The organism is Bradyrhizobium barranii subsp. barranii (assembly GCF_017565645.3).
GTDB lineage: Bacteria > Pseudomonadota > Alphaproteobacteria > Rhizobiales > Xanthobacteraceae > Bradyrhizobium > Bradyrhizobium barranii.
In genome coordinates this window covers 4282816-4294823 of sequence record NZ_CP086136.1, presented here as the reverse complement: position 1 = coordinate 4294823, position 12008 = coordinate 4282816, and the positions used below count along the sequence as shown (strand labels likewise).

The window sequence follows — 12008 nt, the reverse complement described above, 5'->3', positions numbered from 1 at the left end:
CAGTGATGTTGCGATCGATCCTCTTGCGAGACCGCCGTCTGCTCTGACGACAATCGCGTCTGGCGGGATCTTCCCCAGGGGCTGCATCGATGCAGCCCCTTGTTCAGTCACAGGATGCTAACTCAAGGACTTCGGAAATAGCTTCCAAAGTTCGAGGCCGTTAAGAAACAGGCGCATCCACGATCATGGCGTGTCCAGTTGCTACTTGCGCTCTGCTCTATTCTGCCGCGACGATATTCGGCGACCGCCAGACGGCCGACGCGTAAAGGGCCGGCTCGAAGTCGTCGGCGATCGGCCCGTTGATCCGCGCCTCGTGCGCCGGAAGGTCGTCAAGGAACAGATCCCTGCTGATCCGCGCCACGACGCCCGGAATATCGCGCTTGAAGCTCGGCACGTCCCCAATCGGCAGGCCGAAGCTGACGAATGCCGCGGGGTTGAACACGTGGATGTTCCGCAAGTAAGGCGCACGGCCGGGATCCTTCTCCAGGAATTCATGGCCCGCACCGAGATAAGGGTGTGCGCCCAGGGCCTCGTCCTGCTCGTCCGCGGCCGGAGAATAGCGGTCGCGCCATAGCAGGATCTCGTCGGAAAAGGCGGCGAGCTCAGGCCGCTTCGCCAGATCGACGTGGTAGCCCGTACCGGCGATGACGAAATCGAATGCGATGTCGCCCTCCGTCGTGGTCGCGAGCAGCCGACGTCCGAACGGCTTGGCTGACGTCCACGACGCTGCCAGATGAAGGTGGAAGTTGGGGAACTTGACCGCACGCGCGATTGCATCGGGCGGCGGCGTCGATCCCGCGCGACGGAAGCGAACGGCCTGATGCCAGCGCACCGCGTCCGGGAGCACCCCGTAATTGTCGTATGCGCCCGGATATCCACGCGTCCTGATCACAGGCTCCGAGGCCACCCTGCCGCGTCGTGCAAAGAGATGCACCTCCCTCGCCCCTGCTTCGAGCGCAACAGCCGCGGCATCGAACGCGGAGGCCGCGCTGCCCAGCACCGCGACCGACTTGTCGCGGAGCCTGTCGAAATCGATCGGCTCCAACGTATGCGCGTAAAGCTCCTTTGGCAGACTGCGCGAGAGCACGTCGGGAACGACGGGGCCGCCGTTACTTGGGAAGCCGCCGGCCAGGATAATCTTGCGGGCGGTCTCGATCCTTGCCTCACCGGCGACGTCGAGATGAAGCCGCAAATGATCCCCCGCCGGCTCGATGCGGAGAAGCTTCGCCCGGTAGCGCACCTCAATACCAAGAGTCTTGCGGTACCAATCGAGGTAGGCGGCCCAATCCACGCGAGCAATGCGATCGATCGCTTCATACGCGGCCGCGCCGTGGCGGGCCTCATACCAGGACTGGAAGCTCAGTCCGGGTAGGCCGAGCTCGGGTCCGGGCAAGCTCTTCGGCGTGCGCAGCTTGTGCACGCGCGCGCTGCTCAGCCATGGACCGGACGACGCCGCGTCATGTGATGCATCGATCACCGTGACCTTGCCGATGCCGGCACGGCGCAATGCAAAGGCGAAAGCGCTTCCGGATTGCCCGCCCCCGATGATGGCGACGTTGTGGTCGCCCCCGTGACGATCCGGAACCCAGTTCTGCGGATCTGGACCAATCAGACGCAGGGTTTCTCGAGCCGCGTCATCGACATCAGACTGAAACATGTTGCCCCCGGATTTGTCTGCATCAGATGCGACCAAATCGTAGAAGCCAACGGTGCTCAGTCAATGAAATGGAATTGGCTTTGTTTTGCGGCCTGAACAACGAACAGACCGCGAGGTCACGCGGCGTTGAAAGATTTGCGCCGACAGCGGCGCGAGCCAGAAGACACGACCGGCCATTCGCTCGCCAGATCGACTTTCAGTTGAGACGATCGGTTCGCGACGTCATCTACTGAATGCGCTCCCGCCACTAGATTCATGCTCGCATCGCACCGAACAACGCAAATCCATTTCATCGACTTTTCTCACCCCGGCAACATAGAGTTCGTCTCGATCAAGCCGTCTCGACGGCTCGTTGGAGATTTTGGAAAGCACGATGTCGACCGCCGGCGTCATCAGCCTTGAACGGGACACGCCCGAGCTTGCACGGACCTACGAGCAAGCCGGCATCCTCCAGTTTCACCATGGCAAATTTCTCATTGGACCGCTGGCTTTGAAGTCAGGGGATCGCGTGCTCGATATCGGTGCCGGCACCGGCCGCCTGACCGAATTCGTCGCGGGACTTGTCGGCCCGACCGGGCGCGTGATCGGCATCGACCCGTTGGAGAACCGGGTCGCCATCGCGCGTCTGCGCGCCTCGGGGACGCTGACCTTCGATGTCGGCCGTGCCGAGGACCTTTCGCGCTTTGGACCCGCGGAATTCGACGCCGTCTACCTCAACAGCGTCTTCCACTGGATCGCGGACAAGCGGCAGGCGCTGCGCGAGATCGAACGCGTCCTCAGGCCGGGCGGCCGGATCGGGCTGAACGTTCAGGATCCGACCAAACCTCACGAGTCGCGAACCCTGCTCCGCCAGGCGATCGAACAGGCCGGCTTCGGCGAGAGAAGCAGCGAGTCGCATCGCGTGCTCGGATCGACTGAGGACGAGCTAAAGGCTCTGTTTGCCGAGGCGGGCTTCGTCGATTACCGAAGCGATCTGCGCTCGCTCATCGATCTCCACGACGACGTGGACTCGGTGCTCGGACGGTCCGAAGCCAGCGCATTCGGCAACTTCCTTGGCAGCTTCTCCTCGGAAGAACGGGCAGCGATTGACGCTGCCTTTGCCGCGCTCGTCGAGGCGAAGCGCACTCCGGAGGGCCTTCGCCTGGAGCGATATCTGCGTTTCGCCTTCGCGCGAAAGCCGAGGTCACGCACCGTCACTTCCGTCTCGTAGCCGCTCCGCCTCTTCTCGCATCTGGACATTCGAACCATGGGCAATCAACGGCAGCTTGTTCTCAACCTCTTCATCTATCCCGGCGGCCATCACGAAGCCGCGTGGCGCTACAAGGGATCTGAACCAGATCGCATTCTCGACATCACCCACTATCAAGAGCTTGCGCAGCGCGCCGAAGCCAGCAAGTTCGACGCCATCTTCTTTGCCGACGGACCGGCGCTGGCGGACAATGTCCGTTACGCCCAGCGCTTTCGCTTCGAGCCGATCACATGGCTCGCGGCTATCGCCGCGGTGACCAAGCGCATCGGCCTGATCGCAACGGCATCGACGACCTATACCGAGCCTTACAACCTCGCGCGCCTGTTCGCCTCGCTCGACCATCTGAGCCAGGGCCGCGCCGGCTGGAATATCGTGACGACCAGTGCGCCACAAGCAGCGCAGAACTTTGGCCTGCCCGAACACCCCCCGCATCACGAACGCTACGAGCGCGCCCGCGAATATCTCGACGTGATCTCGCGGCTCTGGGACAGCTGGGAGGATGACGCGCTCGTCAACGACCCCATCTCGGGCATTTTTGCCGATACCAGCAAGATCCACACGCTCGACCATGTCGGCAAACACTTTCGCGTGCGCGGCCCGCTCAACATTTCGCGCGTGCCGCAAGGCCGGCCGGTCTATGTGCAGGCCGGCGCCTCCGACGACGGTCGTGCCTTCGCCGCCCGTTTCGCGGAGGCAATCTTCACCGCGCACCAGACCCTGGACTCGGCTCAGGCTTTCTATGCGGACATCAAGCGCCAGGCCCGCTCCTTCGACCGTAGTCCTGACGAGATCAGAATCCTGCCCGGTATCAGTCCCTTCATCGGCAGCACGCAAAAGGAGGCGGATCGCCTCCAGGACGAATTCAACGCGCTGATCCAACCGGAATATTCCCTGACCCAGCTGCGCCAAATGATCGGCGTTGATCTCTCCGGCTATGATCTCGACGGCCCCGTCCCGCGCCATCTCATCGACACCGCGAGCGCGCGCGGCGTTGCAAGCCGCTTCAAGCTGGTGGTCGACATCGTCGACCGCGAGAAGCCGACCATCCGCCAGCTGGTGCAGCGCCTCGCCGGCGCGCGCGGCCATTGGGTCATTGCGGGCACGCCGGAAAAGATCGCCGACAACATCCAGAGCTGGTTCGAGGGCGGTGCGGCGGACGGATTCAACGTGATGCCACCCTGGCTGCCCGGCGGCTTCGACGTCTTCGCCGAGCAGGTCGTCCTGATCCTGCGCAAGCGCGGCCTGTTCCGCGAGGACTACACCGGAACGACCCTGCGCGAGCATTACGGCCTGGCGCGTCCCGCCAGCATCTACTCCAACGCGGTCAAGGCGATCGCCTGACACCGCTTCCGCACTGACATCCCAACTCGAGACCAGTAAGAAGACATGAAGACAGCGTTGTTTCTCCTCTCCGGCCTTTTGGCTCTTTCCCCTTTCGCCGCCGAAGACGCCTTGGCACAGCAGCCCGCGAAGCCGGAGCTCCGGGTCGGCTTCGTGCCGGGACCGTATATCGACGAGTTCAAGATCGGCGTCGAGCCCGAGCTGAAGAAGAAGGGCTACAAGATCCGCTATGTCGAGTTCTCGACCGGCCTTGAAGCCAACAATGCGGTATTCAAATCCGAGATCGACGCCAATGTGATGCAACACACGATCTTTCTCGATTCCTACAACGAGCGGCAGACGACCGATCTCGTCGGCATCGTCCACGTCCCCACCCCGCCGATGGGCCTCTATTCGAAGAAGCATCCGCTGGGCACGCCGATCAAGCCGGGCTCGAGCGTCGCCGTGCCGAACGATCCGGTCAATCTGCAGCGCGCGCTGTGGGTGCTGCGTGACCTCGGCCTGATCGAGATCCGTGATAGCAAGTCGGTCGACGTCACCGAGCTCGATGTCATCAAAAATCCCGGCGGCATCAAGATCGTGCCGCTCGAGGCCGCACAGGCGCCACGGGCGCTCGACGACGTCGATTTCGCCGCCGTACAGGGCAATTTCGCGATCTTCAGCGGGCTGAAGCTGACCAATGCCTTTGCGCTGGAGAAGATGACCACGCCCTACATCAACGTGCTCGCGGTGAAGAAGGCTAACGCCAATGCCGAATGGGCCCAGGACATCGTCGCCGGTTACAAGTCGCCGACGTTCAAGACGGCAATCCGGGCCGACCGGTTCTATGACGGGTTCACTTTGCCCGATTACATGAAGTGAGGGAATCGCATGTTCGATTTCACGCTTGAATGGGCCAGCCGCCGTTCCACCGCCGAGCGCGCGATCGACGCGCGAGCGATGACCAGTAAGCTTCGTTTCCAGGAGGCTTTCGTCCTCCCGCTGGTCTTGCTGATCATCTTCCTGTTCGCACTGGGCATCATGACAGGAGCTCATTTGAACAGACGAGCAAACCACGCTTTGCCGTATCTCGTGTCGGGGGGCACGGGTATGCCCATGCTCTATCCCGCATCGGAGTCCTGTCGCAGGCCATCGAACCTCGGTTCCCTGCCGCGGCTCCGGCAGGCTGAAGTGCTTGCGCTACTGACGGCCGACTAGCGGCAAGACTATGCCTTCCATGCTTTCGGCGCGGCGATGGATATCAAAATCATCCATCTCAGCCGAGCATCGTGGAATTTTCCAGCCGCGCTCGCGACGACGCCAGCATGATTCAACCAAACTGATTCCGACGAGTGTGTAGCAATGTTCAATTCCACCCCCGCCGTGATAGCTTTTCCGGGTTCTCGTCCTACACCGTCGTCCGGAGTGAACATGAGCTACGTCATCTCGCTGCATTCAGGCTTCGCTCGTTTGATCGAACAGGCACGTGGATGGTTCCGGCGCTCGCTGCGGCCACGGACAGGCGGCTCGGACAACACGCAGGACGATCTCTACGAGATCTTCCTGTTCGGGCCCCACGGCTGACGCCCGGCAACGCGTCCAACTTTTCATCACACTGAGGTTTATGACATGACCGACGCTGCGTTGCAGCTCGCCGAGACTGGCCGCCGCCTCGACGCCATCGACCGCAAGATCCTGACGGTGCTTCAGGAGGATGCTTCGCTCTCGGTGGCCGAAATCGGCGACCGGGTCGGCCTGTCGTCCACGCCCTGCTGGAAGCGCATTCAGCGGCTCGAAGCCGACGGTGTCATCCTCAAGCGCGTTGCGCTGGTGGACCAGAACAAGATCGGCCTCGGCCTTTCGGTGTTCGTCTCGGTGGAGAGCGCGGATCACTCCGACGTCTGGCTGAAGCGTTTCGCCTCAGCAGTCAGCGCAATGCCAGAGGTGATGGAATTTTACCGGATGGCCGGCGACGTCGACTACATGCTGCGCGTCGTCATTCCGGACATGCCGAGCTACGACGTGTTCTACAAGAAGCTGATCCACGCCGTCCCGCTCAAGAACGTCACCTCGCGCTTCGCGATGGAGAAGATCAAGTCGATCACGGCGCTGCCAGTGCCGCCGATTGCCGTGGAATAAGAGCCAACAAAAGACGAGCCAATTCCACGCGACGAATTGACAGATCGCGAACCGAGGCATCCTTAGACGACGGCGCCGCAAATCCTCTCGTTTCTGGTTGGATTGGAGTGCGTGGTGAGAGCTGGCCCCGGTTGTTTGGACAGCGCCCCGCTGGATTTAAGTGGATTCCTGCCGGGTTATGCTGAACGCGGGGCTTTACGGTTTTGTCGTTGCGTCGGGAGGGCGTAGCCCGACCAGAGCGACGACAAAACCGTCGGCGACGGTCATGCGGCCATCACCATAGCTTGCGTGCCGAAGTAAGCCTCGTCGGGCGTGCGCCCGTCAAGGCTCGAGTGAGGGCGTCCCTGATTGTAGAAGGCCAGATACTTGGCAATTGACGCTCGCGCCTCGGACACGCTGTCGTAGGCGCGGAGATAAACTTCTTCGTATTTGACCGTGCGCCAGAGCCGCTCGACAAACACGTTGTCGCGCCAGGCGCCCTTGCCGTCCATGCTGATGGCGATCTTCGCGTCCAGCAGCACATCGGTGAACTCGAGGCTGGTGAACTGGCTGCCCTGATCCGTGTTGAAAATCTCGGGCCTGCCGTGCTTCGCCAACGCCTCCTGGACCGCTTCGACGCAGAAGGCCGCCTCCATTGTGATCGAGACGCGATGGGCCAGGACCCGTCGGCTGAACACATCGACGACCGCCGCGAGATAGACGAAGCCACGCCGCATCGGAATGTAGGTGATGTCCATTGCCCACGCATGGTCGGGCCGCTCGATCTTCAATCCGCGCAACAGGTACGGGTAGATCTTGTGACCCGGAGCCGGCTTGCTCGTGTTCGGGCGACGATAGACCGCCTCGATCCCCATGCGCTTCATCAGCGTCGCGATGTGGCGGCGACCGGCGTATACGCCCTCCCGCCGCAGCAACGATCGCAGCATACGCGCTCCCGCGAAGGGATAATCGAGATGCAGCTCATCGAGCCGACGCATCAAGGCAAGGTCCTCGGCCGAAACTGGCCGAGGTTCATAGTAGACCGTGCTGCGAGCCAGCTTCAGGACCTTCGCCTGGCGCACGATAGAAAGATCATGATCGCGGTCGATCATCGCTTTGCGCTCAGCAGGCCCGCCTTGGTGAGCGCGCCGGACAAAAAATCGTTTTCCAACGCCAGCTCGCCGATCTTGGCATGTAACGCCTTCAAATCGACCGGCGTCTCGGCCGATGTCTTGTCATGCCCAAACACGCCGGCGGCGCCTTCCAGGAGCTGGTTTTTCCAGATCGTGATCTGGTTCGGATGAACATCAAACAGTTGCGCCAGCTCCGCCAGTGTCTTGTCGCCTTTGACCGCAGCCAAAGCAACCTTCGCCTTGAATGCCGGAGAATGCGTCCGGCGGCTCTTCTTCGTCATCTTCGCTCCTGATTCGCAGCAAGAATCCTCGCCGCTGTCAGGCAGAAAATCCACTCAAGCTACTGTCCGAATTTGCGGGGCCAGCTCTAAAGCCCGAGGCAAGCCTCCTGAAAGAGCACGACGGTCGTCGTCGCCATCGGCGGTCGGGTCTGGGTGGCTTCCGGACATCCCGGCGTTGAACGCTCGACGGATTGTCGACGACTGCATCGCGACCCACGCGGGCCCTGATGGCGTTCGGATTCGATTTCAGCGACGGCGCCACTATACGGTTCGTCGCGTCGAATTGTGGTTAAGAGGCTCGCAGTGCGTTCGTTAGCGCAGACAGCGCAGCCGGCTGATGCTGACGACTGGGGTAATACATGAAGAAGCCGGGAATTGGCGGCGTCCAATCTTCCAGCACACGGATAAGGCGACGTTTCGCAACATGCTCCGCGACCTGCTCTTCGAATGCGAGCCCCAGGCCGGCGCCAGCGAGTGCCGCCTGAATCACCAGGTGGGTGTCATCGATGATGAGCGGGCCATTGACGCCGACCGTGACCGCCTTTCGTCCTTTCTCGAATTCCCACCTGTATGGACCGCCCGGAAGACGCAGGCTTATGCATCGATGGTCATTTAGATCCTTGGGTTTCCGGGGGATGCTTCGTGATGACAAATAGCTGGGCGATCCGACCACCGCTCAATCGCAACTCCTGGGTGATCCGCACCGCGATCATGTCTTTCTGAATGTACTCGCCAAGTTGAATACCGGCGTCGAACTCACCCGCGACGAGGTCGACGGGGCCAGTGACAGTAACGACGTCAAGAACGATGTCGGGGTAAGCTTCCGCGAATGCCGTGAGCCGCGGCAACAATACCATCACGGCAGCCGACCGGGACATTACAATCCGAAGGCGCCCTGCCGGCCGGTGCCGAACGTTTCGGGCTTCGTTGATGGCACGAGCAATCTGCTCGAGTGCCGGAGACAATTCCTTCAAGAGAGCTGCCCCTGCGGCGGTGGGTGCGACGCTCTTAGTCGTTCGAGCAAGAAGCTGCAGCTCGAGCCGTTGCTCAAGTCCCCGGATCGTGTGGCTCAGGGCAGACTGCGACACACCGATCTTTGCCGCAGCCCGCGTGAAGCTTCGCTCCCTGGCGACGATTGCAAACTAGCGAGTTCGTTCAGCTCGTTTCTCATGATTTATGAATATTCCTCATAAGCCCATGTTATTCAACACGCCTATCCTCATAAGCTACTTTGTCCTAGGTTCGGTCAGCAAGGAAGACTTGAGGCAACCTTCTGCAGGTTGCGGCCGGAGACGAAACTTTCCAGCCACGCGCAGTTTCTTCCCGTTCCAAACGTTATGGATAACAGGCCTATGGATACCGATGCTCGTGCCTTGCGCTCCCTGGCGCAGACCTATTTCGACAGTGCCTATGAAATGGATGCCGACAAATTCGCCTCTATATTCCATCACTCGAGTTCCGTGACCAAGGTCGGCGACGACGGCAACGTGAGCGTGACGCCAATTGCGACGTGGCTGGCAGCTGTCCGCAATTTGAAAGCTCCGAATCAGCAGGGCCTGGAGCGCCAAGATCAGATCCTCTCAATTGACGTTGAAGGAGAGCTCGCGCTTCTGAAGCTGAAATTGCAAATTCCGCCGCGCTACTTCACCGACATGTTGTCGTGCTTGAAGGTCGACGGAACGTGGAAGATCGCTCAGAAAGTGATGACTTCGAAGCTCTGACGGCTTCTTGGTCGTTTTGAGAAAGTGAATCAAACGCTTGTCAGGTTGTCCGTGAAAGCTCTGTCACAAAGCGCCAACACCTTGGGCTGCGCTTCGGGATCATGGAGGATTTGGTCACTCTCTGATGGATATGTCGACCTGCCCGCCGAATCCCTCAAGTATCCAAACGACAAAGTAGGCAGGCAGACCGAACCGCCTCAGCGGGACGCTTCGCTGGTTCGATTATCGGTCAACTGCTTCCTATTCGATCGCTCTGGCATGGATCGCGTCTTGATCGATTGTGGAGCGGGCGGGAGTTGGGATCCGTCCATGGGTCACCTCGCGGAGGCGATGGCGGAGGCAGGCATCGACACGTCATCGATCACGATGATCGCCCTCACTCATGCTCATGGCGACCACATCAATGGTCTCCTGATGCCTGACGGTCGACGAGCATTTAATGGCCTGAGGAAGATCGTGATAGGGGCAGACGCCATCGAGGAGTTTCTTGCCGAGCCCGTGCTGGAGCAGTTTCGTTCGCTCCTTGCCCCCGTTAACGGTGGAGATCGGCTGGCCGATCATTTACTGGCGGTGGATATACCTGGGCACGCTCGAGGCCATATGGGTTATCTCCTCAACACTGACGAGGACGATGTCTTGTTCTGCGGCGACCTTATCCACGTTCCCGCCGCACAGTTTGCCCGTCCCGAGCTTACCTGGGCCTATGACGATGACGAAGCCGTGGCGAGGGCTACCCGGATCAGGTTGCTCCCGGACACAGCAAATGCGCAGACGTGGCTGGCCGGCGCTCATCTGGGTCGACCAGGCATCGGCAGAGTGGTCGAAGAAGGGCAAGGATACGCGTTCATTCCGGTCGCGTAGCGGCCCATGAGCCCGCGCGACGGGCGGCAGCACCCTCATCAGCGCGGGACGACGGCAGTCGCTTCGATCTCGACGCGCGCGGATGGCTCGACGAGGCGCACCACCTGCACGAGCGCCATGCTGGGGTAGTGGGTGCCGACCACCTCGCGATAGGCCTTGCCGAGCGCCTTCAGATTCGTGGTGTATTCATCCATGTCGACGACATACCATGTCAGGCGCACGAGATGATCCGGCCGGGCGCCGCCTTCCGCCAGGATCGCAACGATGTTTTCGAGCGTCTGCCGAACCTGCGCGACAAACCCGTCGGCGAATCGACCTGCGATATCCCAGCCGACGACACCACCCGTCACAACGAGACGTCCTTCGGCCATCATGCCGTTCGCGTACCCCTTCGGCTGCGGCCAGCCGCCGGGCTGAAGCACTTGCAGACCGCTGGTCGCGGCGGCTTCTGATTTTATCATCGTACTCATGCGGAATTCTCGATCCTCTCAGCGCGGCTTCAGGAGATCGCGCGCCACAGTCAGTTTCTGAACTTCGGTCGCACCTTCGTAGATGCGCAGCGCGCGGATTTCGCGGTAGAGGCTTTCGACGATCTCACCCTTGCGCACGCCGCGGCCGCCGAACATCTGGACGGCGCGGTCGATGACGCGCTGCGCGGTCTCGGTTGCCGTCAGCTTCGCCATGGCAGCTTCGCGCGTCGTCGTAAGCTTCTGGACGTCGCGGCGCCAGGCCGCGCGGTAGGTCAGGAGCGCGGCGGCGTCAGTCTCCGTCGCCATGTCGCCGAGCGCGGCCTGGGTCAGCTGGAGATCTCCCAGCGTCGCACCGAACATATGCCGGCTGCGCGCGTGCGACAGCGCTTCGTCCAGTGCACGCCGCGCAAAGCCGAGGGCTGCGGCCGCGACCGATGCGCGGAAAATATCCAGGGTCTGCATCGCGAGCTTGAACCCACCGCCCGGCGCGCCGAGGCGACGGCTCGCCGGAATCCGGCAATTGGTGAAGCGCAGCGTCGCCAGCGGATGCGGCGCGATGACGTCGATGCGGTCGGCGATGCCGAAGCCGGGATCATCCGGGAAAACGACAAAGGCCGAGATGCCGCGGGCGCCCGGCGCCTCGCCCGTTCGCGCAAACAGCGTGTAGACGTCGGCAATCCCGCCGTTGGAGATCCAGGTCTTCTCACCGTCGATGACGTAGTCGTTGCCGTCGGCCCGTGCCGTGCAGGACATCGCCGCGACGTCCGATCCTGCCTCCTTCTCGGACAGCGCGAAGGCCGCCAGCCATTCGCCGGTGCGAACTTTCGGCAGCACAGCTTTGCGCAGGTCCGCCGAGCCGCCGAGCGCGATCGCGCCGGAGCCGAGCCCCTGCATGGCGAAGGCGAAATCGGCGAGGCCATCGGCATAGGCCAGCGACTCCCGCGACAGGCAGATCGAGCGGGAATCGATCGTCGTCGCATCGCCGTCGGGCGCCGCTACGGCGCAATCGAGCACCCCCGCCTCGCCCATCGCGCGCACCAGCTTGCGGCAGGCGACATCGACATCAGTGTGATCGATTGTGTCGAGAGCCCCCGACTGCACGAAGCGATCGAGCGCCTCGCCGACCGCATGATGACGCGGCTCGAAAAACGGCCAGTCGAGCCATTCGCGTCGGATCACTTTCGCCGTGGAGCTCATC

At 61.7% G+C, this 12008-nt stretch carries 12 protein-coding genes and 1 pseudogene; 8 read left to right on the top strand and 5 right to left on the bottom strand.

The window, feature by feature from the left end; translation table 11 throughout:
- Positions 1–217: 217 nt before the first annotated feature.
- The gene (locus J4G43_RS20195; RefSeq protein WP_208086062.1) at positions 218–1657 is read right to left on the bottom strand and encodes an FAD-dependent oxidoreductase; all 1440 of its coding nucleotides are present in this window, start codon (positions 1655–1657) and stop codon (positions 218–220) included.
- Positions 1658–2030: 373 nt separating this feature from the next.
- On the opposite strand from J4G43_RS20195, the gene J4G43_RS20190 reads away from it, so the two are divergent.
- The 6 genes from J4G43_RS20190 to J4G43_RS20165 all read left to right on the top strand — a co-directional run bounded on the left by J4G43_RS20190 (position 2031) and on the right by J4G43_RS20165 (position 6365).
- On the top strand, positions 2031–2867 hold the full coding sequence (locus J4G43_RS20190) for a class I SAM-dependent methyltransferase (protein WP_208086061.1): 837 nt from the start codon (positions 2031–2033) through the stop codon (positions 2865–2867).
- 36 nt (positions 2868–2903) lie between these two features.
- Positions 2904–4247 (top strand): LLM class flavin-dependent oxidoreductase, encoded by a 1344-nt coding sequence (locus J4G43_RS20185; protein ID WP_208086060.1) that lies wholly within the window; start codon positions 2904–2906, stop codon positions 4245–4247.
- A 45-nt stretch (positions 4248–4292) separates the two neighbouring features.
- Positions 4293–5108, top strand: coding sequence for a MetQ/NlpA family ABC transporter substrate-binding protein (locus J4G43_RS20180; RefSeq protein ID WP_085404170.1), 816 nt, complete (start codon positions 4293–4295; stop codon positions 5106–5108).
- A 9-nt stretch (positions 5109–5117) separates the two neighbouring features.
- The gene (locus J4G43_RS20175; protein ID WP_208086059.1) at positions 5118–5444 is read left to right on the top strand and encodes a hypothetical protein; all 327 of its coding nucleotides are present in this window, start codon (positions 5118–5120) and stop codon (positions 5442–5444) included.
- A gap of 213 nt (positions 5445–5657) precedes the next feature.
- Positions 5658–5810, top strand: coding sequence for a hypothetical protein (locus J4G43_RS20170; protein ID WP_155795282.1), 153 nt, complete (start codon positions 5658–5660; stop codon positions 5808–5810).
- Positions 5811–5855: 45 nt separating this feature from the next.
- Positions 5856–6365 (top strand): Lrp/AsnC family transcriptional regulator, encoded by a 510-nt coding sequence (locus tag J4G43_RS20165; protein ID WP_063984182.1) that lies wholly within the window; start codon positions 5856–5858, stop codon positions 6363–6365.
- A 263-nt stretch (positions 6366–6628) separates the two neighbouring features.
- Here the strand turns inward: J4G43_RS20165 and J4G43_RS20160 are convergent.
- Positions 6629–7758, bottom strand: a protein-coding gene (locus tag J4G43_RS20160; RefSeq protein ID WP_129557670.1) for an IS3-like element ISRj2 family transposase whose coding sequence is annotated in 2 segments (ribosomal slippage) — positions 6629–7506 and positions 7506–7758 — 1131 coding nt in all. Because the reading frame shifts where the segments join, the coding sequence is not laid out codon by codon here.
- Between the two features lie 289 nt (positions 7759–8047).
- A pseudogene (locus J4G43_RS20155) lies at positions 8048–8929 on the bottom strand (LysR substrate-binding domain-containing protein).
- Positions 8930–9110: 181 nt separating this feature from the next.
- Here J4G43_RS20155 and J4G43_RS20150 point away from each other — a divergent pair.
- Both J4G43_RS20150 and J4G43_RS20145 read left to right on the top strand, forming a co-directional pair.
- Complete coding sequence (locus J4G43_RS20150; protein WP_208086058.1) at positions 9111–9479, top strand: nuclear transport factor 2 family protein; 369 nt, start codon at positions 9111–9113, stop codon at positions 9477–9479.
- A 258-nt stretch (positions 9480–9737) separates the two neighbouring features.
- Complete coding sequence (locus tag J4G43_RS20145; RefSeq protein ID WP_208086057.1) at positions 9738–10340, top strand: MBL fold metallo-hydrolase; 603 nt, start codon at positions 9738–9740, stop codon at positions 10338–10340.
- 38 nt (positions 10341–10378) lie between these two features.
- Here J4G43_RS20145 and J4G43_RS20140 read toward each other — a convergent pair whose 3' ends face one another.
- Positions 10379–10810, bottom strand: a complete 432-nt coding sequence (locus J4G43_RS20140; RefSeq protein ID WP_208086056.1) for a RidA family protein — start codon at positions 10808–10810, stop codon at positions 10379–10381.
- 18 nt (positions 10811–10828) lie between these two features.
- Positions 10829–12007, bottom strand: coding sequence for an acyl-CoA dehydrogenase family protein (locus tag J4G43_RS20135; protein ID WP_208086055.1), 1179 nt, complete (start codon positions 12005–12007; stop codon positions 10829–10831).
- Position 12008: the final 1 nt, after the last annotated feature.

Excerpts from the sequence above, each read along its gene's own strand:
- J4G43_RS20165 (WP_063984182.1), top strand. The coding sequence starts at position 5,856 with ATGACCGACGCTGCGTTGCAGCTCGCCGAGACTGGCCGCCGCCTCGAC.
- J4G43_RS20135 (WP_208086055.1), bottom strand. The coding sequence starts at position 12,007 with ATGAGCTCCACGGCGAAAGTGATCCGACGCGAATGGCTCGACTGGCCG.
- J4G43_RS20175 (WP_208086059.1), top strand. The coding sequence starts at position 5,118 with ATGTTCGATTTCACGCTTGAATGGGCCAGCCGCCGTTCCACCGCCGAG.
- J4G43_RS20150 (WP_208086058.1), top strand. The coding sequence starts at position 9,111 with ATGGATACCGATGCTCGTGCCTTGCGCTCCCTGGCGCAGACCTATTTC.
- J4G43_RS20195 (WP_208086062.1), bottom strand. The coding sequence starts at position 1,657 with ATGTTTCAGTCTGATGTCGATGACGCGGCTCGAGAAACCCTGCGTCTG.
- J4G43_RS20190 (WP_208086061.1), top strand. The coding sequence starts at position 2,031 with ATGTCGACCGCCGGCGTCATCAGCCTTGAACGGGACACGCCCGAGCTT.
- J4G43_RS20180 (WP_085404170.1), top strand. The coding sequence starts at position 4,293 with ATGAAGACAGCGTTGTTTCTCCTCTCCGGCCTTTTGGCTCTTTCCCCT.
- J4G43_RS20140 (WP_208086056.1), bottom strand. The coding sequence starts at position 10,810 with ATGAGTACGATGATAAAATCAGAAGCCGCCGCGACCAGCGGTCTGCAA.
- J4G43_RS20170 (WP_155795282.1), top strand. The coding sequence starts at position 5,658 with ATGAGCTACGTCATCTCGCTGCATTCAGGCTTCGCTCGTTTGATCGAA.
- J4G43_RS20145 (WP_208086057.1), top strand. The coding sequence starts at position 9,738 with ATGGATCGCGTCTTGATCGATTGTGGAGCGGGCGGGAGTTGGGATCCG.
- J4G43_RS20185 (WP_208086060.1), top strand. The coding sequence starts at position 2,904 with ATGGGCAATCAACGGCAGCTTGTTCTCAACCTCTTCATCTATCCCGGC.